This window comes from Mesorhizobium sp. B2-3-12 (assembly GCF_006442205.1).
In the GTDB taxonomy this organism is placed as follows: Bacteria; Pseudomonadota; Alphaproteobacteria; order Rhizobiales; family Rhizobiaceae; genus Mesorhizobium.
Genome location: NZ_VFVR01000002.1, coordinates 493,799 through 517,699, shown reverse-complemented (window position 1 = coordinate 517,699; position 23,901 = coordinate 493,799). Strand labels below are relative to the sequence as shown.

23 protein-coding genes are annotated in these 23,901 nt (G+C 64.6%); 12 read left to right on the top strand and 11 right to left on the bottom strand.

From position 1 onward, the window contains the following. Positions 1-44 precede the first annotated feature (44 nt). Positions 45-659 (bottom strand): bifunctional nicotinamidase/pyrazinamidase, encoded by a 615-nt coding sequence (gene pncA / locus FJ948_RS07820; protein WP_140703090.1) that lies wholly within the window; start codon positions 657-659, stop codon positions 45-47. Between the two features lie 295 nt (positions 660-954). Between pncA and FJ948_RS07815 the strand changes: the two genes are divergently transcribed. Genes FJ948_RS07815 through FJ948_RS07790 form a run of 6 tightly spaced genes read left to right on the top strand, consistent with a single transcriptional unit; the run spans position 955 to position 8,016 of the window. Then, positions 955-1,809, top strand: a complete 855-nt coding sequence (locus FJ948_RS07815) for a xanthine dehydrogenase family protein subunit M (RefSeq protein WP_140703089.1) — start codon at positions 955-957, stop codon at positions 1,807-1,809. A gap of 2 nt (positions 1,810-1,811) precedes the next feature. After that, positions 1,812-4,559: a molybdopterin-dependent oxidoreductase gene (locus tag FJ948_RS07810; protein WP_181173627.1), complete on the top strand. Its 2,748-nt coding sequence runs from the start codon at positions 1,812-1,814 to the stop codon at positions 4,557-4,559. Further along, positions 4,556-6,097 carry a 6-hydroxynicotinate reductase gene (locus FJ948_RS07805; RefSeq protein ID WP_140703086.1) on the top strand — a complete coding sequence of 514 codons (1,542 nt, stop codon included), beginning with the start codon at positions 4,556-4,558 and terminating at the stop codon, positions 6,095-6,097. The genes FJ948_RS07810 and FJ948_RS07805 overlap by 4 nt, the downstream gene beginning before the upstream one ends. Then, positions 6,097-6,981, top strand: a complete 885-nt coding sequence (locus tag FJ948_RS07800; RefSeq protein WP_140703085.1) for a UPF0280 family protein — start codon at positions 6,097-6,099, stop codon at positions 6,979-6,981. Before FJ948_RS07805 ends, FJ948_RS07800 begins: the two co-directional genes overlap by 1 nt. Beyond that, a complete protein-coding gene (locus FJ948_RS07795; RefSeq protein WP_140703083.1) occupies positions 6,974-7,558 on the top strand; it encodes an amino acid synthesis family protein in 585 nt (194 codons plus the stop codon). Before FJ948_RS07800 ends, FJ948_RS07795 begins: the two co-directional genes overlap by 8 nt. Then, positions 7,555-8,016 carry a MarR family transcriptional regulator gene (locus FJ948_RS07790; RefSeq protein ID WP_140703082.1) on the top strand — a complete coding sequence of 154 codons (462 nt, stop codon included), beginning with the start codon at positions 7,555-7,557 and terminating at the stop codon, positions 8,014-8,016. Before FJ948_RS07795 ends, FJ948_RS07790 begins: the two co-directional genes overlap by 4 nt. Positions 8,017-8,268: 252 nt before the next feature. Here FJ948_RS07790 and FJ948_RS07780 read toward each other — a convergent pair whose 3' ends face one another. Genes FJ948_RS07780 through FJ948_RS07770 form a run of 3 tightly spaced genes read right to left on the bottom strand, consistent with a single transcriptional unit; the run spans position 8,269 to position 12,130 of the window. Continuing rightward, entirely contained in the window at positions 8,269-9,237 is a 969-nt protein-coding gene (locus tag FJ948_RS07780; RefSeq protein WP_140703079.1) for a substrate-binding domain-containing protein, read from the bottom strand. Then, positions 9,234-10,547, bottom strand: a complete 1,314-nt coding sequence (locus FJ948_RS07775) for an ABC transporter permease (RefSeq protein WP_140703078.1) — start codon at positions 10,545-10,547, stop codon at positions 9,234-9,236. The genes FJ948_RS07780 and FJ948_RS07775 overlap by 4 nt, the downstream gene beginning before the upstream one ends. Next, positions 10,544-12,130 carry a sugar ABC transporter ATP-binding protein gene (locus tag FJ948_RS07770; protein WP_140703077.1) on the bottom strand — a complete coding sequence of 529 codons (1,587 nt, stop codon included), beginning with the start codon at positions 12,128-12,130 and terminating at the stop codon, positions 10,544-10,546. The genes FJ948_RS07775 and FJ948_RS07770 overlap by 4 nt, the downstream gene beginning before the upstream one ends. Before the next feature lie 220 nt (positions 12,131-12,350). Here FJ948_RS07770 and FJ948_RS07765 point away from each other — a divergent pair, with 220 nt between their 5' ends. Further along, the gene (locus tag FJ948_RS07765) at positions 12,351-13,370 is read left to right on the top strand and encodes a LacI family DNA-binding transcriptional regulator (protein ID WP_140703075.1); all 1,020 of its coding nucleotides are present in this window, start codon (positions 12,351-12,353) and stop codon (positions 13,368-13,370) included. Positions 13,371-13,389: 19 nt separating this feature from the next. Here FJ948_RS07765 and FJ948_RS07760 read toward each other — a convergent pair whose 3' ends face one another. The 4 genes from FJ948_RS07760 to FJ948_RS07745 all read right to left on the bottom strand — a co-directional run bounded on the left by FJ948_RS07760 (position 13,390) and on the right by FJ948_RS07745 (position 17,326). Further along, positions 13,390-14,178, bottom strand: a complete 789-nt coding sequence (locus tag FJ948_RS07760; protein WP_140703074.1) for an inositol monophosphatase family protein — start codon at positions 14,176-14,178, stop codon at positions 13,390-13,392. Between the two features lie 76 nt (positions 14,179-14,254). Continuing rightward, a complete protein-coding gene (locus FJ948_RS07755) occupies positions 14,255-15,256 on the bottom strand; it encodes an LLM class flavin-dependent oxidoreductase (protein WP_140703072.1) in 1,002 nt (333 codons plus the stop codon). Next, positions 15,253-16,086 carry an arylamine N-acetyltransferase gene (locus FJ948_RS07750; RefSeq protein ID WP_140703070.1) on the bottom strand — a complete coding sequence of 278 codons (834 nt, stop codon included), beginning with the start codon at positions 16,084-16,086 and terminating at the stop codon, positions 15,253-15,255. Before FJ948_RS07750 ends, FJ948_RS07755 begins: the two co-directional genes overlap by 4 nt. Before the next feature lie 70 nt (positions 16,087-16,156). After that, entirely contained in the window at positions 16,157-17,326 is a 1,170-nt protein-coding gene (locus FJ948_RS07745; RefSeq protein WP_140703068.1) for an AI-2E family transporter, read from the bottom strand. 455 nt (positions 17,327-17,781) lie between these two features. On the opposite strand from FJ948_RS07745, the gene FJ948_RS07740 reads away from it, so the two are divergent. Then, positions 17,782-18,240 carry a carboxymuconolactone decarboxylase family protein gene (locus tag FJ948_RS07740; protein WP_246677469.1) on the top strand — a complete coding sequence of 153 codons (459 nt, stop codon included), beginning with the start codon at positions 17,782-17,784 and terminating at the stop codon, positions 18,238-18,240. 121 nt (positions 18,241-18,361) lie between these two features. Next, complete coding sequence (locus tag FJ948_RS07735) at positions 18,362-19,180, top strand: helix-turn-helix transcriptional regulator (protein WP_140703064.1); 819 nt, start codon at positions 18,362-18,364, stop codon at positions 19,178-19,180. A 28-nt stretch (positions 19,181-19,208) separates the two neighbouring features. Here the strand turns inward: FJ948_RS07735 and FJ948_RS07730 are convergent, their stop codons facing one another. Then, positions 19,209-20,270, bottom strand: a complete 1,062-nt coding sequence (locus tag FJ948_RS07730) for an LLM class flavin-dependent oxidoreductase (protein ID WP_140703062.1) — start codon at positions 20,268-20,270, stop codon at positions 19,209-19,211. Positions 20,271-20,491: 221 nt separating this feature from the next. Between FJ948_RS07730 and FJ948_RS07725 the strand changes: the two genes are divergently transcribed. Continuing rightward, positions 20,492-20,920, top strand: coding sequence for a DUF6481 family protein (locus FJ948_RS07725; RefSeq protein WP_140703060.1), 429 nt, complete (start codon positions 20,492-20,494; stop codon positions 20,918-20,920). Between the two features lie 138 nt (positions 20,921-21,058). Here the strand turns inward: FJ948_RS07725 and sugE are convergent, their stop codons facing one another. Together sugE and FJ948_RS07715 are read right to left on the bottom strand one after the other, a co-directional pair. Beyond that, positions 21,059-21,373 (bottom strand): quaternary ammonium compound efflux SMR transporter SugE, encoded by a 315-nt coding sequence (sugE, locus tag FJ948_RS07720; protein ID WP_140703058.1) that lies wholly within the window; start codon positions 21,371-21,373, stop codon positions 21,059-21,061. Between the two features lie 194 nt (positions 21,374-21,567). Further along, complete coding sequence (locus tag FJ948_RS07715; RefSeq protein ID WP_181173632.1) at positions 21,568-21,750, bottom strand: hypothetical protein; 183 nt, start codon at positions 21,748-21,750, stop codon at positions 21,568-21,570. 154 nt (positions 21,751-21,904) lie between these two features. On the opposite strand from FJ948_RS07715, the gene FJ948_RS07710 reads away from it, so the two are divergent. Further along, positions 21,905-22,714 (top strand): transglutaminase family protein, encoded by an 810-nt coding sequence (locus tag FJ948_RS07710; protein ID WP_140703056.1) that lies wholly within the window; start codon positions 21,905-21,907, stop codon positions 22,712-22,714. Positions 22,715-22,832: 118 nt separating this feature from the next. Continuing rightward, on the top strand, positions 22,833-23,792 hold the full coding sequence (locus tag FJ948_RS07705) for a cation diffusion facilitator family transporter (protein WP_140703054.1): 960 nt from the start codon (positions 22,833-22,835) through the stop codon (positions 23,790-23,792). Positions 23,793-23,901 lie beyond the last annotated feature (109 nt).

The following is a 23,901-nucleotide window of genomic DNA, read 5'->3' as shown; positions in this document are numbered from 1 at the left end:
CCGTCGCAACGAGTGAAACCTTTATCGAAACCCTCACGGCCTGTTCAGTCCGACACAGGATCTTCAAGCGTCACGCCGGCGTCGCGCATCCGTTGCAGCATCGTCTCCAGCGAGCCATTGAGATCGATGGCACGGCAGGCATCGAGCCGCACGGTGGTCTTGAACCCTTGCCTGACGGCGTCCAGCGCCGAGAAGGCGACGCAGAAATCGGTGGCCAGCCCGACCAGCGTCAGCGTATCGATGTCGCGCTCCTTGAGATAGCCGGCGAGCCCGGTCGGCGTTTTCCGGTCGTTTTCGAAGAAAGCCGAATAGCTGTCGATATCAGGGCGAAATCCCTTGCGGATGACAAGTTCGGCCTTGGTCCAGGCAAGGCCGGAGTGAAAATCCGAGCCGAGGCTGCCCTGGATGCAATGGTCCGGCCACAGCGTCTGCTGGCCGTAGGGCATCTCGATCATCGTGAAGGGCTGTGCACCCGGATGGCTGGAGGCGAAGCTGGAATGGCCGGCGGGGTGCCAGTCCTGTGTCAGCACGACATGGTCGGTTCGCCGGATCATGTCATTGACCAGCGGCACGATCTCGTCGCCGCCGGTAACGGCCAGCGCGCCGCCCGGGCAAAAATCATTCTGCAGGTCGATGACGACAAGCGCTTCGTCGGCCATGGGGCCTCCTTCTTCTCTGTGTTGGGATCAGGCTCCAGTAGAAAGATGCCGCTGACGCGACCGGACGCAGAAACTTGACCAGATGGCCGGCCGCGTCAACCTCCGAAGACATAACAATCGCGTTGCCCGCGTTCCGGCAAGGACGGTGAGCAAAACTCTGGCTTTGACAATTTCCGCCGTCTTGATATCATTTGCATACGAATGAATTTCCGGGTCAAAAACCGGGAATTGTCCCGAGGTAAGCGCCTTGGGCGGGCACTTTCGGGGAAGGCCCATCTTGTTGGGAAGGCAAAGCGTGACCCGTTACGCGAAACCCACCACGGTCGACGAGGCGCTCGCGCTGCTTGGCGAGGGCGCCTGGCGCATCCTTGCCGGCGGCACGGATTTCTATCCGGCGCAGGGCAGCAGGCCGTTTCGCGTCAATGTCCTCGACATCAACGGCCTCGCCGCGTTGCGCGGCATCGCCGAGACCGATACCCATTGGGTGATCGGCGCGCGCACGACCTGGACCGATGTCATCCGCCATCCCTTGCCGCCAGCCTTTGACGCGCTGAAACAGGCCGCAGGCGAGGTCGGCTCGCCGCAGATCCAGAACGTTGCTTCCGTCGCCGGAAATCTCTGCAATGCCTCGCCGGCCGCCGACGGCGTGCCGGGGCTGCTCGTGCTCGACGCCGAGGTCGAACTGCGCTCGGCGGCGGCGACACGCCATCTGCCCTTGTCGGATTTCATCCTCGGCAACCGCCGTACGGCCTTGCAGCCCGGCGAGATGCTGACGGCCATCCGCGTGCCGAAACCCGCCGGCACATCGGCTTTCGTCAAGCTCGGCGCCCGGCGTTATCTCGTCATCTCCATCGCCATGGTGGCGGCGCGTCTGGTGGTCGAGAACGGCGTTGTCGCGGATGCGGCGGTCGCCGTCGGCTCCTGCTCGGCCGTAGCCAGACGGCTTGCTGGGGTCGAGGCGGCATTGCGCGGGCTGCCAGTGGGCACTGGGCTTGCCGAGGCTGTCCGGTCCGCGCCGATGACGGAACTGTCGCCGATCGCCGATGTGCGCGGCAGCGCCGAATACAGGCTCGACGCCGTGCGCGAGATCGTTGCGCGCGCGGTGCTTGCGGCGGCATCGATGCCGACGGACGACAAGGTGGCTGCATGAGCATGGATCGCGCCGATATCGCCTTCGCGGTCAATGGCGCCGCTGTCTCGGTCAGCGTGCCGCCGCTGCGCCGGCTGTCTTCGGTGTTGCGCGAGGAGTTGCGGCTCACCGGCACCAAGGTCGGCTGTGACGCCGGCGATTGCGGCGCCTGCACGGTGCTGGTCGACGGCGACCCCGTCTGCGCCTGCCTGATGCCGGCGGCCTCGGCCGCTGGCACCGCGGTGACGACGGTCGAAGGACTGGCCAATGGCCGGCTGTCGGCGCTGCAAGCCTCGTTCCTGACGCATGGCGCCGCGCAATGCGGCATCTGCACGCCGGCGCTGCTGGTCGCCGCCACCGCGCTGCTGGATACCGAACCCAGGCCGACCGAAACCGAGGTGCAGGACGCGCTGGGCGGGATCCTCTGCCGCTGCACCGGCTACCGCAAGATCATCGCCGCTGTGATGGAGGCCTCCCTCCAGACCGCCAGCCTGGATTTCCGTCTGCCTCGGGCCGGCCACGCCATTGGCGCGTCACCGGTCAGGCTCGACGGCGTTCCCAAGGTCACCGGCGACGAAAAGTTCGGCGGCGATTCCTTTCCGGCCGATGCGCTTGCCGTGCTGGTGATCCGCTCGCCCCATTACCATGCCGGCTTCGCCTTCGGCGACATCGATGGCTGGGCGAAGGCGCATCCAGGCATCGCGGGCGTTTTCACAGCCGCCGACATCCCGGGAAAAAACTGTTTCGGCGTTATCGGCCCATTCGCCGACCAGCCGGCGCTGGCCGAAGGCTTTGCCCGGCTTCGCGGCGAGGCGGTGGCGCTGGTCGCCGGCGAGCGCGAGGCGATTGCCGATCTCGATCTGTCGGGTTTCCCGATTCGCTGGACCGAATTGCCGCATGTTCTCCAGCCTTGCGACGCGCAGGCCGAGGGCGCGGCGCTGATCCACGGAAACCGCCCGGCCAATCTGTTGACCAAGGGCTTTGTCGAGCGCGGCGATCCCGAGGCAGCGCTTGCCGATGCGGCCGTCACCGCGACCGGCGCGATCGAGACCTCCTATGTCGAGCATGCCTATATCGAGCCGGAAGCCGGCTATGCCTATCTCGACGGCGACACGCTGGTCGTCGTCGCCTGCACCCAGGCACCCTACATGGACCGCGACGATACGGCCAAAGTGCTTGGCCTTGCCGTCGACAAGGTGCGCATCGTGCCGACCGCGACCGGCGGCGGCTTCGGTTCCAAGCTCGACGTTTCCCTGCAGCCCCTCATCGGTCTTGTGGCGCTGAAGACCGGGCGGGCGGCGGCGCTCGCCTACACGCGCAACGAATCGATGATGTCGACCACCAAGCGCCATCCCGCCGAAATGCAGGCCACCATCGGTGTCGATGCCGACGGTCATGTCACCGGCATGGTCTTCGAAGGCGATTTCAACACCGGCGCCTATGCAAGCTGGGGTCCGACGGTGGCCAACCGCGTGCCGGTGCATGCGTCCGGCCCCTATGCGACGCCCAACTACCGCGCCGAGGGCCGCGCCATCCACACCCATGGCCCGATTGCTGGCGCCTTCCGTGGCTTCGGCGTGCCGCAGGCGACGATCATGCAGGAGACGCTTTATGACGAGCTCGCCGGCAAGCTCGGTATGGATCGGCTCGAGTTTCGCCTGACGAACTGCCTTCGGAACGGCTCCGAAACGGTTACCGGGCAGCGTCTGGAGTCTGGCGTCGGCATCGCCGAATGCCTCGAAGCCCTGCGGCCGCACTGGGCGCGGGCGACGGCTGACGCCGATGCGTTCAACAGCGCCAGCATCGATAGAAAGCGTGGCGTCGGCGTCGCTTCGTGCTGGTATGGTTGCGGCAACACCTCGCTGCCCAATCCGTCGACCATTAGGGTCGGCATCGCACCCTCGGGCGCCGTCATCCTGCACCAGGGCGCCGTCGACATCGGCCAGGGCTCCAACACCGTCATCACCCAGATCTGCGCCGACGCGCTCGGCCTGCCGCTGGAGAAATTCCAGCTGAAGAGCGCCGATACGGCAATCAGCCCCGACGCCGGGAAGACCTCTGCCTCACGACAGACTTTCGTCACCGGCAAGGCGGCCGAAAAGGCGGGCCGCGCCTTGCGCGAAAAAATCCTGCGCTTCGCCAATGTCTCGGACAAGGCTTCCCTGCGACTGGATGGCGCGGCGATCGTCATCCGCGAGGGCGAGGCCACCCGCCGCATCGACCTCGCCGCGCTCGACGCCGATGCCGACGGCTTCGTCTTCCGCGCCGAGGAGACCTACGACCCGCCGACGCTGCCGCTCGACGCGAAGGGCCAGGGCAAGCCCTATGCTGTCTATGGTTACGGCGCGCAGATCGCCGAGTTGGAGGTCGATCTCAAGCTCGGCACGGTGAAGCTCTTGAAAATCACCGCCGCGCACGATGTCGGCAAGGCGATCAACCCGCTGCTGGTCGAGGGCCAGATCGAGGGCGGCATAGCGCAAGGCATCGGCATGGCGCTGATGGAAGAATACATCCCCGGCCGCACCGAGAATTTGCACGACTATCTCATCCCGACCATCGGCGACGTGCCGCCGATCGAGACCATCCTGATCGAGGTTCCCGATCGCGAAGGGCCGTTCGGCGCCAAGGGTCTGGGCGAGCATGTGCTGATCCCGACGGCGCCGGCGATCCTCAACGCCATCCGTCACGCCACCGGCGTGCTGGTCACCAAGGTGCCGGCAACGCCAAGCCGCATCCTGGCGGCCATTCGCGACAAGGAGGCACGCCAATGAGCGAGCTTGCCGAGCGCTTCGAAACCCATGATCCCGGCGAGAAGCTGGTGGCGGAAAAGATCCGCTGCGATGCCTGTCCGGTCATGTGCTACATCGCCGACGGCCGCACCGGCGCCTGCGACCGCTATGGCAATGTCGCCGGCCAGATCGTGCGCATGGACCCGCTGACCATCCTCGACCATGCGGCCGAGACCGGGGCTGCCATGGTGCCCTTTGTCGCCGAGGGCGAGCAGTGGGATGGCGAACTGGTCAACACCGCCCGCCGCTTCGTGACGGCGATCGGCGCCGGCACCACCTATCCCGACTATAAGCCCGCACCCTTCATCGTCAGCCAGGAGGTCGAGGGCGTCGATCTCGTCACGGTGGTAACCGAAGGCATCTTCTCCTACTGCGGCGTCAAGGTGAAGATCGACACCGACCGTCATCTCGGACCCGAAACGGCTGTGGTGCGGTCGCAAGGCGAGGCCATCGGCCATGTCACCACGGGCGAATATGGCTCGCAGATGCTGTCGCTGGGCGGCGTGCATCACCTGACCGGCGGCTCCAAGGCGGAGGGCCGCGCCACCTGTGATGCGCTGCTCGATTTGTGCAACCGCAAGCCGGTGGAACTCGCCATCGACGGCGGCGCGACGGTGATCGTCGAAGCCGGCAAACCACCTGTCATCGACGGCAAGGCCGAACACCGCATGCGGGTCGGCTGCGGCTCGGCGACCATCGGCATGTTCGCCACGCAATGGCGCGGACTGGTCGACGAGGTCGTGGTGGTCGACGACCACATCACCGGCGTCGTCTCCGAACACCAGGCCGGCAAGGTGCTGGGCTGGCAGGATACCGGCATCAAGATCGTCGGCCGCCGCTCGACGCCGGGCCGCTATTTCAAGGTCTCCGAGCCAGGCCTAGGCTGGGGCGGCACCAGCATATCGGATCCGCTGTCGATCCTCGGCGAATGGAACGCCAAGAAGGGCGCACGGCCGGGCCTGTCGCTGCTGATGGTTTCGACCACCGGCGAGCAGTTCGCCTATTACGAACTCGACGACGAGCTGAAGCCGGTCGAAAAACCGTTTCCGGAGCGGTTGCGGAAATCCGTCAATCTGATCGAGGACAATTGCGAGCCGGCCTTGTGCACCGTGCTGTTCATCGGCGGCGCCGGCGGCTCGCTGCGCGCCGGCGTCACCGAAAACCCCGTCAATCTCACCCGCTCGGTGCAAGGCCTGAAGACCTACGTGACGGTCGGCGGCGCGCCGGTCTATGTCTGGCCGGGTGGCGGCATCACGCTGATGGTCGATGTCACCAGGGTGCCGGAAGGCGCCTTCGGCTATGTGCCGACGCCGGCCTTGGTGGCGCCGATCGAATTTACCTTGCGCCGCGACGACTATGTCAGGCTCGGCGGCTACGAGGCCGAGATACGCAGCGTCGAAGACATCGTTGCCAAGGGCGGCGAATATCTCAATCCGCGCCGCGGCGGCGATGCGCCTGCCGGCAATCCGTGGCCGCCGCTGGCGCAATTGCGCCGCGCCGGCTCGAACGGGGCCGGGTGATGCAAGGCCCGCAAGCGCACTGGCTGCAGGACGGCAAGCGGCTACATCTGAACCACGGGCCGATCGACCTGATCGTCGAGGCTTTTGGCGAGGCGAATGAAAGCCGCCTGGCCTATGAGCAGGCCGTCGCTCGCTTCCAGACCATCCTGATGGAGTTGGTCGAAGAGCTCCCCGACCTGCGCCTCCCGGCGTTTTTCCTGGCGCCGCGCGCCTTTGCCGGCCCGACGGCGCGCCGCATGGAAGCAGCCGTCATGCCCCTGGCCGAATGCTTCATCACCCCGATGGCCGCCGTGGCCGGATCGGTAGCCGACGAAATGCTCGCCGCGCTGCTTGCCGGGCGCAAGCTCGATCGCGCCTATGTCAACAATGGCGGCGACAGCGCCCTGCACATCGGCAAGGGCCGTTCGATGGGATTGGCGGTCGCCGGCACGGGCAACGGCATGGCCGACCGGATCACGATCCGCGCGGCGGATGGCGTGCGTGGCGTTGCCACCAGCGGCTGGCGAGGCCGCTCCTTCTCGCTCGGCATCGCCGACGCCGTCACCGTGCTGGCGCGGACCGGCGCCGAGGCAGATGCGGCGGCGACGCTCATCGCCAATGCGGTGGACCTGCCAGGCAATCCCGCCATCAGACGCGTTCCCGCACGCGACTTGTCGCCAGACAGCGATCTTGGCACGCGTCTGGTGACACAAGCCGTCGGCACGCTTGCACCTGATGAAGTGGCACGCGCCCTGGACAATGGCCTTGCCGTCGCCGAAGATTTTCGCCGCCGCGGCCTGATTGCCGCATCGGCGCTGTTTCTGGGTGGGGAGACCCGCATCAGCGGCGCAGTGGCACTCGGCGCGCCCGACAAGCATGAACCGGAGGAAGTTGCCCATGCCTGAATTCCCGATCCGCAAGGTCGCGGTGCTGAGCGAGGAAATTTTTCATGAGGGCGGGCCTGTCGCTGAGGTGCCGCGCCGGCGTGCCGCGGCCATGGCCGTGGTCAGGAATCCGTTCGCCGGGCGCTATGTCGAGGATCTGCAAAGCGCGATGGAGGATCTGAAGCCGCTCGGTCTGCTGCTCTCCGACAAGCTCATCGCCGCGCTTGGCGGTGACGTCAAACAGATCGACGGTTACGGCAAGGGCGCCATCGTCGGCAGCGCCGGCGAGCTGGAACACGGTGCGCTGTGGCATGTGCCAGGCGGCTACGCTATGCGCGAGCGGCTGGGCGATGCCAAGGCAATCGTGCCGTCGGCGAAGAAGGTCGGCGCCTTCGGCTCGAAGCTCGACGTGCCGCTCGGCCACATCAACGCCGCCTATGTGCGCAGCCATTTCGACGCCATGGAAATCGGCATCAGCGACGGCCCGCGTCCCGACGAGATCCTGTTCTGCCTTGCCATGACCTGCGGCCCGCGCATCCACAATCGCATGGGTGGCCTCGCGGCGGACGGGATAAAAGCCTGGGACGGGCTGCGGTGAGCGCCGAGGACAATCTGCTCAAGCTGGTCGAGGCCGAGGAGGTCGACGATCACGACTACCTCCTGCAGGAGCAGGTCGGCTTCATCCTGCGCAAGGCGCATCAGCGCCATGTTTCGATCTTCGCCGCCCGCATCGCCGACCTGACGCCGCCGCAATTCGCCGCGCTCGCCAAATTGCGCGACGTTGGCGAGACCTCGCAGAACCAGCTTGGCACGTTGATCGCCATGGATGCCGCCACGGTGAAAGGCGTCATCGACCGGCTGAAGGCGCGTGGCCTGGTCGAGCTTTCCAGGCATGAGGTCGACAAAAGGCGGCTGCTGGTGAACCTGACGCCGGAGGGCCGCGACGCGATCGAGCGCCTGATACCGCTGGCCCGCGAGATCACGCAGGAAACCCTGGCGCCGCTCTCGGCCAAGGAGATCGCCACTTTCATGAAGCTGCTGGCGAAGCTGGCGTAAGGTACGAGTCGTTTCCTCTCCCTCCGGAGGGGGGAGAGGTGGCGCTGCGAAGCAGCGACGGAGTGGGGGAACCACTTGGCAACCGCCGCCGACGGATACTCAAAAGGGGACAAGGGCGCAAGAATCTTCCGCACTGCGCCAAGGGTCGACCCCCACTCCGTCGAGCTGCGCTCGACACCTCTCCCCCGATCGACGGGGGAGAGGAAGGGTGCCAAGCTGGACCCTGGGCCGGCACGTATCTCCCGTGAAAACTTACAGCCCGTTGTCCTTCAGCACCTGGGCGGCGTTTTCCTTGGTGATCTTCTCGGTTGGCAAGGTGATGGTCTTCTCCACCTTCTCGCCATTGAGGAACTTGATCGCCTGGCGCAGGCCTTCAGCACCTGGGGTGACATAGGTGAAGGTCGCCGTCAGTTCGCCCTTGTTCACCATCTGCACGCCTTCGTTGGGCAGGCCGTCGATGCCGATGAACTTGATGTCCTTCTCGCGGCCGACATCCTTGGCGGCGAGATAAGCGCCGTACGCCATCGGGTCGTTGTGGCCGTAGACGAGATCGATCTTCTCGTTGGTCTTCAGCGCGTTGGCCATCAGATTGTAGGCCTGGTCCTGCTTCCAGTCGCCCGATTGCTGGTCGAGCAGGTATTTGATGCCCGGTTCCTTGTCGGTGAATTCATGGAAGCCGTCATGGCGGTCATGCGCCGGCTGGGTGCCCATGCCGCCCCAGATCTCGACGACATTGCCCGCCGCCTTGCCCTTGCCGCCGAGCAGTTCGACGGCATATTCACCGGCCGCGCGGCCGATCAGCGCATTGTCGCCGCCGACGAACTGCGTGTAGTCCTTGGTATCGACATTGCGGTCGAGCACAAAGACCGGGATCTTGGCGTCGATCGCCTGCTGCACGACACCGGTCAGGCCGGCCGATTCCTTCGGCGACACCAGAAGCGCGTCGACTTCCTGACGGATCAGGTTCTCGACGTCGGCGACCTGCTTCTCGGTCTTGTCCTCGCCGTCGGTGATGATCAGCTCGACTTCCGGATGCTTGGCGGCCTCGGCGATGATGTCCTTGTTGAACTGGGCGCGCCAGGGCTCGATGGTGGTCACCTGGGAGAAGCCGATCTTCCACTTCTTGTCCTGGGCGAAGGCATGGCCGGTGGAGAGCAGTGCCGTGGTGGTCAGCAGGGCCGCGCCGAATGCGGCAAGCTTCAGCATGTCACGTCGTTTCATTTCTTGTTTCCTCCGAGATTGAGAGACGGTGTCTCCTGCGACGGCCGTTTCGCGGCGGCCGTTTCCTTGTGCGCCGCTCCGGGCAGGCGCAGATAGGCCATGAGATCGCCGGCATTGCGCTCCTGCACGAGCACGGTGCCGATGATGATCATCCCCTTCAGCACCAGCTGAAGGTTTGAATTGATGTTGTGGAGCTGCAATATGTTGGAGAGCAGCCCGAAGATCAGCACGCCGCAGAAGGTGCCTATCAGGCTGCCGCGCCCGCCCATCAGGCTGGTGCCGCCGATGACCACGGCGGCGATGGCGTCGAGCTCCAGCCCGGCGCCGGCGTCCGGCTTGCCTTGCCGGTACTGCGCCACGTAGAGCACCGCGGCGATGCCGGCGAGCAGTCCCGATATGGCATAGGTGGCGATCTTGACGCGGCCGGCGGCGATGCCGGAAAGCCTGGCCGCCTCCTCATTGCCGCCGATGGCATAGACATAGCGGCCGAACGGGGTGAAGCGCAGCACCGCGCCATAGATGACGATAGCGCCGAGGAAGAACAGGCCGGGCATCGGGATGACGCCGAACACCAGCGAGCGCAGCAGCTCGAAATCGGCGGTGGCGTTGGAGCCGGTATAGACCGGCAGCACCGCATTGTTCTGGCCGGCGGTGAGCCGGGCGATGCCGAGCGCCGTCACCATCATCGCCAGCGTGACGATGAAGGGCTGCAGCCGCCCGCCGACGATGATGAACCCGTTGATGGCGCCGAACAGCAGGCCGACGCAGGGCGCCACCAAAAGCACGCCGAGGACGCCGAATTTGGGCTCGATCTGCGGCAGCAGGTACCAGAGCGAAAGGCAGCACAGGACGATGCCGACGATTGCCGGCGTGACCAGGCCACGAACCGTGTCCAGCCTGACGTCGCGGGCCATGGCATCGGCGCCGGCGCGGGACTTCTCCAAATTGAGGAAGACGAAGCGGGTGACGACGAAGCCGAGGCACAGCGCCACCAGGGCAACGGTCGGCAAGCCCAGCACGACGCCCGGCGTCACGCCCGGAACAGTCAGCAGCATGGCGCAGACCACCGAACAGATGGCCATCAGCGAGCCGACGGAAAGATCGATGCCACCGGTGATGATGACAGCCGTCATGCCGGTCGCGATCAGCCCGGTGGTCGACACCTGGCGCAGCACGTCGAGCAGATTGCCATAGGACAGGAAGATGTTGTTGCCCTTGGAGCTGACCGGCGAGCCCAGCACGCCGATCAGGAAGATGGCGATCAGGCCCCAGTAGAGCTTGGTGCGCGACAGGAGTTTCAGTGCGGTCATGCGGCGGGTCTCGATAGGGTCCGGCGCGGTGCGGCGAGACGCATGATGGCCTCCTCGCTTGCCGCGCCGCGCGTAAGAATGCCTGTCTGGCGGCCGTCGGCCATCACCAGGATGCGGTCGGAAAGATGCAGCAATTCCGGCAGCTCGGAGCTGATGACGGCAATGGCCAAGCCATCGCCCGCAAGCCGGAAGATAAGGTCGTAGATCTCGCGCTTGGCGCCGACATCGATGCCGCGCGTCGGCTCGTCGAGCAAAAGCACGCGTGGCCTGGTCGACAGCCATTTGCCGATGACCACCTTTTGCTGGTTGCCGCCGGACAGCGTGCCGGCCGGCTGGTCGATGTCGCGGCAGCGTATGCCGAGCGCCTTCACCGCCTGCCGCGCCAGCCCCTGTTCGCCGGCCAGCGAGCGGATGCCGAAGCGCGCCAGCGCGCCGACCAGCGGCAGTGCCACATTGTCCGATATCGACGCCTGCAGATGCAGACCTTGTGTCTTGCGGTCCTCCGTGACGAGCGCGATGCCCAGCCGCCGTGCGTCACGTGGCGAACGAATATCCACCGGCTGGCCGTCGAGCCTGATCTCGCCGCCGGCGCGGCCATCGCTCGAGCCGAAGATCGCTTCCATGATCTCGGTGCGGCCCGAGCCCAGCAGCCCGCCTATGCCCAGAATCTCTCCGGCGGCCAGATCGAAGCTGACGCCTTCCATCACCTGCCGCCAGCCCTGGCGGTCGGGCTTCGACAGCGACAGACCGCTGACCGAAAGCACGGTACGGCCGCCGGGATCCCGCTCGTCTTGGGAGGATGCGAGCAGGTCCCGTCCGACCATCGCCGAAATGATGGCATTCTCGTCGAGTTCGGCCATCGGCCGCGTCAGCACATGGCGTCCATCGCGAAAAATGGTGACGCGGCCGGCCAGATGCATCACCTCGTCGATGCGGTGCGAGATGTAGACGATGGCGACGCCGCTGTCGGCAAGCTGGCCGATGATGCGGAACAGCCGCTGGCATTCGGCTGGCGACAGCGCCGAGGTCGGCTCGTCCATGATCAGGATTCGCGCCGACATCGACAGCGCCTTGGCGATCTCGACCAGTTGCTGTTCGCCGACACGCAAGGCGCCGACGCGTGCGTCCGGATCGAGTTCGATGCCGAGGCGCTGCAAAAGGGCGCTTGCGGCGCGGCTGCTCGCCTTGCGGTCGACGATCAGTCCCGCGATCAGCTTCTCGCGCCCGAGGAAGATGTTATCGGCGACGCTGAGCTCCGGCACCAAATTGAGTTCCTGGTGGATGATCGCGATGCCCGCATCCTCGGCATCGCGCACGCCGGCGAAGCTGACCGGCTGCCCGTCGATGCGGACCGTGCCTTCGTAGCCGGTATAGACGCCGGATAGGATCTTCATCAGCGTCGACTTGCCGGCGCCGTTCTCGCCCATCAGCGCATGGACCTCGCCGCGGCGCAGTTCGAAGCCGACATCGATCAGGGCGGCGATGCCGCCAAAACTCTTGGAAATGTGCTCGGCGCTCAGAACCGTATCCGAGCGATCCGATGCCGCACCCTGCGTCGAGGAAAGGGAACTGCTCTGCTCCATGACAATGGCGGCCTCCCTTCCGTCGTCGTCAACGTCTATAAAAGCTAATCTAAACGTTTCGAATGTGTCAAGCCGATATCAGGTGTCGGAAGTTTGATGCATTTCGATTCTTGCCTAAAAGGACAGGATTCCGTACGTATTGGTGACAAAGGGGTGACGAAACGTTTCGAAAATGACAGGGTCAGGGCGAAAAAAGCAGCGAAAATCCACCGCGCCCACCATGCTTCACGTGGCGGAAGCGGCGCGTGTCTCGGTCGCCACCGTGTCGGCGCTGATCAATGGCACGGCGACCGTCAGCCCCGAACTCAGCGCTCGCATCGAACAGGCGATCCGCGATATTGGCTACAAGCGCAACGCCATCGCCCGCAGCCTGAAGATGGGGACGACGCGCACCATCGGCTTGACCGTTCCGCACATCACCAACCCGTTCTTCACCGCCGTCGTCTCGGTTATCCAGCAGGCCTTCGATCGCGCCGGCTATGCCGTCATGCTGTGCTGCACGGACGAGGATCTGAATACCCAGGACGACCAGATCAGGCTGCTGCTCGACCGCATGGTCGACGGGCTGATCGTGGCCCGCGTCGGTGACGGCGCGATCCTCGAGCGGATCGTCGCCGATGCCAATGTGCCCGTCGTGCTGCTGGATCGCCTGTGCGAGGGCGTCGACACCGACGCCGTGGTTCTCGACAACCAGCGCGCGGTGTTCGACGCCATCAGCTATCTGGTCAATCTCGGCCACCGGCGCATCGGCTATATCACCGGCACCTCGGATATTTCACCCATGCATGACCGGATGACCGGATATTGCGAGGCGCTCCAGGCCGCCGGCTTGCCCGTGGCCGAGGAACTGATCCGCTCCGGCGATTTCCACGAGATCGACGGCTACAACGCAACCATGCAGCTTTTGTCGCTGCACGACCGGCCAAGCGCGATCTTCTCGGCCAACAACCCGATGGTGATCGGCACCATGAAGGCCATCCGCGATATCGGCCTGTCCTGTCCGGAGGACATTTCGGTCGCCTGCTTCGACGATTTTCCCTGGTCCGATGTGTTCCAGCCGCAGCTGACCACGGTGGCGCAGCCGGTGCAGGCGATCGGCGAACAGGCGGCCAATCTGCTGCTCGACCGTCTCGCTGGCAACAGGGATGCGCCGCCGCGCAAGCTGGTGCTCAAGGGCCGGCTGATGATCCGCAATTCATGCCGCCCACTGGCTGCGGTTGTGCAGAGCGTGAGTGCCTGAACAGGCGTCCGCGCATCGACTAAAAGACGCCGGAGCACAGCTGCTGCAGCTTGGAAAACACACCCTTGCCGCCCGTGATGACCTGTGTCCCGCTTTGCAGCACCGTCTTGGGATCCGCCTTCAGCACCGTGCCGCCGGCCTCCTCGATCAACAGCATGCCTGCCACGCAGTCCCAGGCGTTCATGTGTTCCTCGACATAGCCAAGCAGGCGGCCCGAGGCGACATAGGCAAGCATCAGGGCGCCGGACGCGTTGCGGAAGAAGACGCCGCCTTCGGCGAGAATTTTCTTGATCAGCACGGCGATGTTTTCGGCCTCGGCCCGGTTTGAAAACCCGGTTCCCACCGAGCCCTCTTCCAGGCTGGTCGCCGCACTCGTCTTGATAGGCTTGGCATTGACGAAGGCGCCGCCGCCGAGCCGGCCATGAAAGGTCTCGCCAGTCGACGGCTCGTGAATGACGCCGACGACCGTCTCTCCATCCCTGGCGCAAGCGATCACCACGCACCAGGCCGGAATGCCGCGCACGAAATTGGCGGTGCCGTCGATGGGGTCGATCACCCAGGAATAACCGGTCGCGCCGGCGACCGAGGCGTGTTCCTCGCCGACGATGCCGTCCCGCGGATAGTCGGCGGCGATGGTCGCGCGGATGAACAGCTCGACCTCGCGGTCGGCCTGCGAGACCAGGTCCTGATGGCCCTTGCTCTCGATGGTCAGGCTGTCGAGATCGCGGAAATATTTCAGCCCGAGTTCGCCGGCGCGCCGCGCCAGTTCGATGGCAAACTGCTCGCGTCTATCGAGATCATGGGGCAAGGCAAGGCTCGCTGTTGCGAAGGATACCCCGCACGTAGCAGAGCATTGATCTCGACAAAAGCTCTAGGACCCTGTTTCAGGCCGCTTGCGACAGCGATTTGTGCGCCTCGGCGAGGATCTCGAAGGAGCGCACGCGGGCGGCGTGATCGAATATCTGCGCGGTGACCATCAGCTCGTCGGCGCCGGTGCGGCGCACGAAGGCATCGATGCCTTGCCGGACCGTCTCGGGCGAGCCGACGACGGCGCAGGACAGCGCTTGGCCGAGCATGGTCCTGGCCATCGGGTCGAGATCCCGGTCATAATTCTCGACGGGTGGCTGCAAGCGTCCGGGCCGGCCGGTGCGCAAATTGACGAAGGCCTGCTGCAGCGAGGTGAACAGCAGCCGCGCCTCGGCATCGGTGGGGGCGGCAAAGACATTGAGGCCGAGCATGACATGCGGCTTGTCGAGTTGCTCCGACGGCTGGAAGCGCGAGCGGTATATGTCCAGCGCGTGGTCGAGTTCCGCCGGCGCGAAATGCGAGGCGAAGGCGTAGGGCAGGCCGAGCATCGCCGCGAGTTGCGCGCCGTAGAGGCTCGACCCGAGAATCCAGATCGGCACCGTCTGGCCCTCGCCGGGCACGGCGCGTAGGCGCTGGCCCTCCTCGGCCGGCAGGAAATAGCCCATCAGCTCGACGACATCCTGCGGGAAATTGTCGACGCCGGCCTCGAGATTGCGGCGCAGCGCCCGCGCCGTGTTCATGTCCGTGCCGGGAGCCCGGCCGAGGCCAAGGTCGATGCGGCCCGGGAACAAGGCGGCCAGCGTGCCGAACTGCTCGGCGATCACCAGCGGCGCATGGTTGGGCAGCATGATGCCGCCGGCGCCGACGCGGATGGTTTTGGTACCGCCGGCGACATGGGCGATGACGACGGCCGTTGCCGCGCTGGCAATGCCCGGCATGTTGTGATGCTCGGCCAGCCAGTAGCGCTTGTAGCCAAGCCGCTCGGCGTGGCGGGCAAGGTCGAGCGAATTGGCGAGCGATTGCGAGGCATCGCTGCCTTCGACGATCGGCGCCAGGTCGAGAACGGACAGTTCGGTCATATGTTGGTCTCCACGATCTTCGTCTCGCGCACCCGTGCCTCGAAGGCCGTGCGGTCGGGAATGTTGATGCCGAGCTGGCCTTCCAGCGTGTCGGCAAGTTCGGCGGCGGTGGCGATCTGCCTCTGTTCGGTGCGGCCATCGATGTGATGGATCGACAGGCGGTTGCCGCGCAAGCCGTAGCGCCGGTCGGGCGCCGCGCGCGCCGCCAGAACCGAGGTCAGGAAATGCGATGCCGGGTTGGTCGACAGGAAATAATTGGTGATGGAATAGTCGACTTCATAGTGCGGCTGCAGATCGAAGCGATACAGCGAGCGCCAGTCGCCGCCGATGGCGGCCTGCAGGCGGAAATGGTCGCCGGTTTCGACGATGCGGAATGTCTCGTGCGGGGTGTTCTGTTCGAGACCCGGCTCGAGCAGCAGCGGGGCGGTCATCGTCAGGCCGCCGAAGCCGACATCGGCTATATAGGTCCGTCCATCGAGTTCGGTGCGCAGCAGCATGTGGTTGCGCGCCGTGATCGCGTCCTCGTTCTGGCCCCAGAGCACACGCGCGGCAAGACCGCCGACCTTGAAGCCGAGCGCCTCCAGCGCATGCATGAAGAGGAGATTGTGCTCGAAGCAATAGCCGCCACGTCCGGCAAGCACGATCTTGTCCTGCAGCGAGGCGGCGTCCAGCCGGACCGGGCGGCCCAGAAACGGATCCATGTTCTCGAAGGGGATAGCCTGCGGATGCAGGAAATGAAGCGTCTTCAGCGTGTCGAGCGAAGCCCCCCTGGAACCGGCATGGCCGATCCGGGCGAAATAGGCGTCGAGGCCGAAGGGAATGTCGCTCATGGGGAAAGACACCGGGCGCTGATCGGCCGGATATAGGCACTCGATCCCGCCGCCGCAAACCCTGCGACGGTTATGCGGCAGCCTTGCTATCCTGTTCGTTGGCTTCCTCTTCCACGACCGTGACATGTTGCGCGGCGAGGAAATTGCCGACATGGCTGAGGCCTTCGAAATGGTCGCAGAACACCTTGATGACGACCAGCAACGGCACTGCCATCAGCGCGCCGACGAAGCCCCACAGCCATGACCAGAAAGCGATGGCGATGAAGATCGCAACGGCGTTGATCTCGAGCCGCCGCCCGACCACCATCGGCGTCACGAACTGGCCTTCGACGATATCGCACAGGATAACGAAGGCGGGCGCCAGAAGCGCGTAGGAGATCGAATCGAAACTGATCAGCGCGATGACCGCGACCAGCAGGATGGTGATCAGCGCCCCGACATAGGGCAGGAAGTTGAGCAGCGCCGCCGCCGCGCCCCAGACCAGCGGATTGGGCATGCCGAGCCCCCAGAGGCCGAGCCCGATGACGGCGCCCAGCCCGGCATTGATGACGGCGACGGTGAGCAGATAGTGCGAGATCTCGCGCTCGACATCATAGACGACGCGAAGAGCCCGCTTCTTCTGGCTGAGGCTGGCGAAGGACTGGATGATCTTCTCGTAGAACAGCGTGCCCGAGGCAAGCAGGAACAGCGACAGCACGAAAACGATGGTGATGCTGGTGCCCGCGTCGAGAATGTTGCTGGCGGCCGTCGACAGGATGCCGGACGGCGCCACCGCGACCCGCTGCACGCCCGGTTCCTGCGAGGTCTCGGTCAGCGCTTCCAGTTGATGCGCGAGATCCATCATCCGCGCCAGCGGCCGCTTGAACTGCGCCAGCCGTTCCGTGAGCTGCTGCCCGATCGAGGAGGTGTTGTTGATCAGATCGATGACCGGCCCGCTGAGCAGATAACCGGCGCTGGCAAACGCGAAGATGGAGAAGAGCACCAGCATTGTCGCCGAAACCACCTCGGGAATGCCGCTCTTGCGCAGGAAGCGGACGATCGGCGTTAGGGTCAGCGCCAGCAGGAAGGCAAGGATGACGGGCATGAAAAAAGCCCGGCCGAAGTAGAACGCGGCGGTGACCGCCAAAATGAAGATTCCGATCAGCAGCGACCGCATCAGCCGCAAGTTCGCGCGCGCCTCGGCACGCGAATCCTGTTCGTCGGCAACGCCTGCGGCTAAGGCAGCGGGTTCGGTCTTCATGCTCACCCCCTCGCGCCGGCGCCCCTCAGCGATCGGCAATGCCCGGTGGAAACGCGGAGTCGCGGGCGGAGGTTCCATGAGCCGGCTTCGAGAGCGAGGTCCGTCATGCGCACTCTTCAGACCACTCCGACGCAGCGCATCGCGCGAAATATTACATCCGGTGTAATTGAGACGACGCTCGCGGCTTGGCTAGAACAAGCAGGCTTTCGCGCAGCGGGTTTAATGTAAATCCGTGCTCGGATGAGAAAAGCGGGCAGTGCAGCGCATGATTGATCACACGATGTCGTGGCGCGGCGCCGAAACTGTCCATGCGATCAGAAACCGATCTTTGAACAGAGGATTTCAAAATGCAAAGGTTTACCCTTCAGACAATCGAGTCGGCACCGGAACGATCCAGGCCCGCGCTAGAGGCGTTGCAAGAAAGATTTGGCTTTCTTCCCAACGTTATGGCGACCATGGCCAACAATCCGGTTCTCCTCAACGGTTTCGTCTCCAGCTTCGGCAGTTTTCACGGCGGAAGCTTCGACGAGATCGAAAAACAGGTACTGCTGCTGACCAACGCGGTCACCATCAGATGCCCCTGGACCGTCGCCGCGCATTCGACATTCGCCATCGAGGACGGGATTGCGCCAAGCGAGGTCAAGGCAATCCGGGACGGCGGCTTGCCGGCGGACCCGAAATATGCGGCTCTTTCGGCCTTGACCAAGGCGTTGATCGAAAACAAGGGAAACGTGAGCGATGCCGACATCGACGCGTTTACCTCGGCGGGCTATTCGAAGGCGCAGATCCTGGAAGTGGTAACCGGCGTCGGCGTTTCCACCATGGCGGCAACCACCACCAATATGGCCGGCACGGCGATCGAGGAACGCTTCCAGGCGCAGGCATGGTCTCCCGCCGCCGCGATGGCCGCCTGACCCGATCGACGGCGCATGGACCGGCTGGTGCCATGCGCCGTCAGGCAATGCCGGTCGTATCGGTGTATCGTCCGAGGGATCGCGAGGACAGCGGGCTATGAAGACGAACCCTCGAACCACCATGACAGCCGACCTGGGCACGCTCTTGCGTTACTGGCGCGATGTGCGTGGCAGAAGTCAGCTTGACCTGTCGCTCGATACCGGCATTTCGCAAAGGCAGATCAGCTTCATCGAAAGCGGGCGCAGCGTTCCCGGCCGTGAGACCTTGATGGCGATCGCCGGTGCGCTCGATGTGCCTTTGCGCGAGCGCAACGCCTTGCTTCTGGCGGCGGGCTACGCGCCGATGTTTTCCGAAGGCGCCTGGGACTCCGTGGAGATGAAGAGCGTGACCGATGCCTTGACGCGCATCCTGCGGCAGCACGAACCCTATCCGGCGCTGGTCATGGATCGGTACTGGAATGTGCTGATGACCAACCAGCCCGCGCCGCTCTTCTTCGGCTGTTTCCTCGACATGGCCGCAAGGCAAGGGCAGCGCAACATGCTCCACCTCATCTTCGATCCCGAAGGCATGCGCCCGTTCGTCGCCAATTGGCCCGACGTGGCGCGGAGCCTGTTCGAGCGGGTCTATCGCGAATCCATCGGCCGGGTCGTCGACGAAAAGACCGGCGAGCTGCTGACGGCGCTGCTCGCCTATCCGGACGTGGATGTCGAGTGGAAAAATCCGGTGGCGATCGGCTTCATGCCGGTCATTCCGCTTGGTTTTGTCAAGGACGGTCGCCGGTTGAATTACTTTTCGATGGTCACCACGGTGGGCACTCCTCAAACTGTCGCCGCCCAGGAACTGCGCATCGAGTGCATGTTCCCGGCCGACGAGGCGACCGAGACCCACCATGCCGCGATGATGGACGCGGCCTCGTACCGGGCAACGCCAGCGCAATGAGGCCCCATCGCTGCGGGCCTCATCAAGGTCACGCCACGGGCGCCGCCACGGCCGGCACGGGTTTGGCCGTTTCCTTGCGCACGATCGGCGCGACCTTGGTGCCGTAAAGCTCGATCGCCCTCATGATCTTGGCGTGCGGCATGGTGCCGATAGCCATTTGCAGCAGGAAGCGGTCATTGCCGAAAATCCTGTGCTGGGCGACGATCTTTTCGGCCACCTGCTCCGGATTGCCGACGAACAGCGCGCCATCGGGACCACGCGACTGATCGAAATGCGCGCGCGATGTCGGCCCCCAGCCGCGCTCGCGGCCGATGCGGTTCATCACTTCGGCCTGCGGGCCATAGAAATCGTCCGCCGCCTGCTCGGTCGTGTCGGCGATGAAGCCGTGCACGTTGATGCTGGTGGCCAACCCTGCCGGATCGCTTCCGGCCCGCTTGGCGGCCTCACGGTAGAGGTCGAACAGCGGCGCGAAGCGCGCCGGTTCACCGCCGATGATGGCAAGCGCCAGCGGCAGGCCGAGCGCGCCGGCGCGAGCGGCCGATTGCGGCGTCCCGCCAATGGCGATCCAGACCGGCAGCCTGTCCTGGAAGGGCCTGGGATAGACGCCGCGATCGTTGATCGGCGCCCGCAGACTGCCCGACCAGGTGACCTTCACCTGATCGCGGATGGCAAGCAGAAGGTCGAGCTTTTCGGCGAACAGCTCGTCATAGTCTTCCAGCTTGTAGCCGAACAACGGGAAGGATTCGATGAATGAACCGCGCCCGGCCATGATCTCGGCCCGGCCGCCGGACAGAAGGTCGAGCGTGGCGAATTGCTGGAAGACGCGCACCGGGTCGTCGGAGGAGAGCACGGTGACCGCACTGGTCAGCTTGATGCGCTTCGAACGCTCCGCGGCCGCGGCCAAAGCCACGACCGGCGCCGAGGCGGCATAATCGGGCCGATGGTGTTCGCCGAGGCCAAAGACATCGAGCCCGACCTGGTCGGCCAGTTCGATCTCCTCGATCAGGTTGCGCAGCCGCTCGTGCGGGCCGATGGCGCCGGGACCCGGCACAGGGCTCACATCGGCAAAAGTGTAGAGGCCGAGTTCCATTTGGATGTCATCCCAGTGTGTTGATTGTTGCGCTAGAGGTAGCGGCGCGTCCATCGCGCCGCCAGAGGGCCGCTGGTGAACAGTGCATGTCGATTTCGGCGGGAAATGCGTCTCCCCGGTGCAACATCCCGGAATTTCATGGCTGGCATACCGTTTTGGCGCTTGAACTCCGGGTTTTCGCGCGTATGTAAGCGTCGCGAATAGACTTCAAGGAAGTGGACTTGGCTATCTACAGGGAAAAAGACATTTTCGAGCGGCGCAATGCCGCGACCGAGGCAAAGAAGGCGCTTCTGGAGCGCTTCAAGTCAAAGCCGGCAGCAGACGATCCCGCCGTGCTGGCGCGACAGGCCGAACGCAAGGCGATCCTTGCGGCCCGTGAAATCCGCGAGGCCGAAAAGGCCAGGCTGAAGCAGGAAAAGCTGGCACGCGAGGCGGCCGAGAAGGCCCAGCGCGAGGCCGCCGCCGAAGCGGCGCGCATCGCCGCCGAAGAGGCAGCGGAAGCCGAGGCCAAGGTTCGGGAGGCTGAAGAGACCGAGCGCATTGCTCGCTTGCTTGCCGACGAAGCCGAGCGAAAGGCAAAGCGCGATGCGCGCTATGCGGCACGCAAGCAGCGCACCGGCAGGACGCCGCCCGGCTTTACGGGTCGCTAGGAGCGCTCGCCTCGACGGATGATGAATGAGGGACGCGCCAAGGCGCGGCCCTTTTTCGCGTTTGTCGGTGTTGCCCACGGGAAGCCTCCCTGCGTCCAGGGATGTCGATCGATATCGTCTGTCGGCGGCCAAGGCCGTTCAGGCCGCGAATTTCAGCCCTATGATACCGCAGACGATCAACGCGATGCAGCCGAGCCTGATCGCCGTCGCCGGCTCGCCCAGCAGCCAGATACCGAGCAGCGCCGTGCCGACGGTGCCGATGCCTGTCCACACCGCATAGGCTGTGCCGACAGGCAGCGCCTTCAGCGCCAGGCCGAGCAAGGTGAGGCTGACGATCATCGAAGCGACCGTGAGCACGGTCGGAACCAGCCGGGTGAAGCCGTCGGTATATTTGAGGCCAATCGCCCAGCCGATTTCGAACAGGCCGGCGAAAAACAGAAGAATCCATGACATCGAAACGCTCCATCCAGAACATCCGAAAGGTCTTCGGCTGTTCAATCAAACCATGGCGGGCCGTCCCAACCGGATTTTCGGGAAATGCGAGGTCGTCCCCGCATCGTCGATCTAGGGTGTCTGAACGCCCAATCAACAACTCGCCGGCGGCATTCGGAACGCCGCCGGTGAAATCCATGCGCGCTTGACGAGATCTATTTTTCCTTGATCCTCATTGCCTTGACCGGCGGCGCCTTCAGGGCCGGAGCGGCTACAGGCTTCTTGGCGTCTTTCTTTGGTTTGCGGGCTTCCTTGCCTGCCTTCATCGCACCTTTAGCCATGATTCGTTCCTCCAGTTGCGGGAAGCGAAGTGAAACAAGAGAAACGCTTTGCCGCAAGGGGGGAGCGCCTGTCACGGCCCCCGGCCGGCCGCTTTCAACCGGTTTCTAATTTGCTCGTAAACCCCGGCGGTCCATGCCATGGTTGTCTTCGCGCTGCAGCATCGACCCGCGCACCGCCGGGTGATCGTCAGGCAGGCCGGTCAGGACGACAATGCGGATCCATATCGGCTGCGAGATGAGCTTCGACTTTCCGCAGGAAACGCCGCTCATCGCGATGCTCAATGTCCACTATTCCCGTGCCTCCGATCTCGAGCGCCCGGATTTCCTTACCTCCAACCCGCCAGTCCCGATTCAGGGTTATCGCGACAGTTTCGGCAACTGGTGCAACCGGTTCGTCGCGCCCCCCGGGCGTTTCACTTTCGGCACGGATGCGGTGATTCGCGATCCCGGCACATTCGAGATGGGCGAACTCACAGCGTGGCAGCACGAGGTGCGCGACCTGCCGGCGGAGACACTGCTGTTCCTGCTGCCCAGCCGGTTTTGCGAAAGCGACCTCTTGGCAAACGAGGCATGGCGGCTGTTTGGCCACACGCCGCTCGGCATCCCGCGCGTACAGGCGGTGTGCGATTTCGTCCATGACCACATCGTCTTCGACTACGGCAACGCACGGGTGACGCGCACCGCCGCCGAAGCCTGGCGCGAGCGGAGCGGCGTGTGCCGCGACTTCGCGCATCTCGCCGTCACCTTCTGCCGGGCACTCAACATCCCGACGCGCTACTGCACAGGCTATATTAGCGACATCGGCATGCCCAAGCCCTGGGCGAGCATGGATTTTTGCGCCTGGATGGAAGTCTATCTCGGCGGCCGCTGGCACGCTTTCGATCCACGCAATAACGCGCCACGTATCGGGCGCATCCTGATCGCCTCCGGGCGCGACGCCGCTGATGTGCCGCTGACCCATATTTTCGGACCAGGGACACTCGCCGGCTTCAAGGTGTGGACCGACGAGATTCAGGAATAGCCGGCGGTTCCTTCGGATTTTTCGAAGACTTTGAACGACCCGGGGATTGGTGCGTTGTGATGGCTGTGGAGCTTCGGCGGCGGGGCAGCTACACTGTACTTGAAGGGGACAAACCTGCATGGCAGGGCACGGCGGCTCCAAAACGGTCATCTATGCGGCGCTGGCCGGCAATCTTGCCATAGCGCTGACCAAGTTCGCCGCCGCCTTTTTCACCGGCAGTTCGGCAATGCTGTCGGAAGGCGTGCATTCGCTGGTCGATACCGGCAATGGCGGCCTGCTGCTCTACGGCATGCACCGGGCCGCGCGCCCAGCCGACCGTACGCATCCGCTTGGCCATGGCCGCGAACTCTATTTCTGGAGCTTCATCGTCGCCCTTCTCGTCTTCGCGCTGGGCGCCGGCGTGTCGCTCTACGAGGGCATCACCCACATCATGGCGCCTGAACCGGTCGCCAACGTCAAGGTCAACTATATCGTGCTCGGCCTGTCCTTTTTGTTCGAAGGCAGCTCCTGGCTGGTGGCGCTGAAGGAATTCCGCAAGCAGAAGGGCAAGCAGGATTGGCTGACAGCGGTGCAGTCGAGCAAGGATCCGAGCGTCTACACGGTGCTGTTCGAGGACAGCGCCGCCCTGCTCGGCCTGATCGTCGCCTTCGCCGGAATCCTTGCGGCGGAACTGCTGGAAATGCCCGAAATCGACGGCGCCGCCTCCATCGGCATCGCCCTCATACTCGGCGCCACGGCGATTTTCCTGGCGCGCGAAAGCAAGGGCCTGCTCATCGGCGAGCCGGCCTCGCCCGAGGTGCAGAGGAAGGTGCTGGCAATCGTCCAGCAGGATCCGGCGGTGCAGCGAGCGAACGGTGTGCTGACGGTGCATATGGGACCGGAAGAGATCGTTGCCGCCCTCAGCGTCGAGTTCGAGGACCATCTGGCGGCGCCGGAGATCGAGGCCTGTGTCGAGCGCATCGAGGCGCGGCTGAGGAAGGAAATGCCTGAGATCACGCGGCTGTTCGTCAAACCGCAGACGTCAGGCACCTGGGAAAAACGGCGCAAGGTGATCGAATCCGCGTCAGGAGAAAGTTGAGCATGACCCCGAAACCCTCTTCGTGATCATGCCCTGGCCTCTGGACCAGCGCCGCGCCGTTGCCTCGCCTCCCTGCGCCGCTAAGATCAGCCAAACGATTTGGAGGAAT

Excerpts from the sequence above, each read along its gene's own strand:
- pncA (WP_140703090.1), bottom strand. The coding sequence starts at position 659 with ATGGCCGACGAAGCGCTTGTCGTCATCGACCTGCAGAATGATTTTTGC.
- FJ948_RS07810 (WP_181173627.1), top strand. The coding sequence starts at position 1,812 with ATGGATCGCGCCGATATCGCCTTCGCGGTCAATGGCGCCGCTGTCTCG.
- FJ948_RS07805 (WP_140703086.1), top strand. The coding sequence starts at position 4,556 with ATGAGCGAGCTTGCCGAGCGCTTCGAAACCCATGATCCCGGCGAGAAG.
- FJ948_RS07800 (WP_140703085.1), top strand. The coding sequence starts at position 6,097 with ATGCAAGGCCCGCAAGCGCACTGGCTGCAGGACGGCAAGCGGCTACAT.
- FJ948_RS07795 (WP_140703083.1), top strand. The coding sequence starts at position 6,974 with ATGCCTGAATTCCCGATCCGCAAGGTCGCGGTGCTGAGCGAGGAAATT.
- FJ948_RS07780 (WP_140703079.1), bottom strand. The coding sequence starts at position 9,237 with ATGAAACGACGTGACATGCTGAAGCTTGCCGCATTCGGCGCGGCCCTG.
- FJ948_RS07775 (WP_140703078.1), bottom strand. The coding sequence starts at position 10,547 with ATGACCGCACTGAAACTCCTGTCGCGCACCAAGCTCTACTGGGGCCTG.
- FJ948_RS07770 (WP_140703077.1), bottom strand. The coding sequence starts at position 12,130 with ATGGAGCAGAGCAGTTCCCTTTCCTCGACGCAGGGTGCGGCATCGGAT.
- FJ948_RS07765 (WP_140703075.1), top strand. The coding sequence starts at position 12,351 with ATGCTTCACGTGGCGGAAGCGGCGCGTGTCTCGGTCGCCACCGTGTCG.
- FJ948_RS07755 (WP_140703072.1), bottom strand. The coding sequence starts at position 15,256 with ATGACCGAACTGTCCGTTCTCGACCTGGCGCCGATCGTCGAAGGCAGC.
- FJ948_RS07750 (WP_140703070.1), bottom strand. The coding sequence starts at position 16,086 with ATGAGCGACATTCCCTTCGGCCTCGACGCCTATTTCGCCCGGATCGGC.
- FJ948_RS07745 (WP_140703068.1), bottom strand. The coding sequence starts at position 17,326 with ATGAAGACCGAACCCGCTGCCTTAGCCGCAGGCGTTGCCGACGAACAG.
- FJ948_RS07740 (WP_246677469.1), top strand. The coding sequence starts at position 17,782 with ATGGCCAACAATCCGGTTCTCCTCAACGGTTTCGTCTCCAGCTTCGGC.
- FJ948_RS07735 (WP_140703064.1), top strand. The coding sequence starts at position 18,362 with ATGACAGCCGACCTGGGCACGCTCTTGCGTTACTGGCGCGATGTGCGT.
- FJ948_RS07730 (WP_140703062.1), bottom strand. The coding sequence starts at position 20,270 with ATGGAACTCGGCCTCTACACTTTTGCCGATGTGAGCCCTGTGCCGGGT.
- sugE (WP_140703058.1), bottom strand. The coding sequence starts at position 21,373 with ATGTCATGGATTCTTCTGTTTTTCGCCGGCCTGTTCGAAATCGGCTGG.
- FJ948_RS07710 (WP_140703056.1), top strand. The coding sequence starts at position 21,905 with ATGCGGATCCATATCGGCTGCGAGATGAGCTTCGACTTTCCGCAGGAA.
- FJ948_RS07705 (WP_140703054.1), top strand. The coding sequence starts at position 22,833 with ATGGCAGGGCACGGCGGCTCCAAAACGGTCATCTATGCGGCGCTGGCC.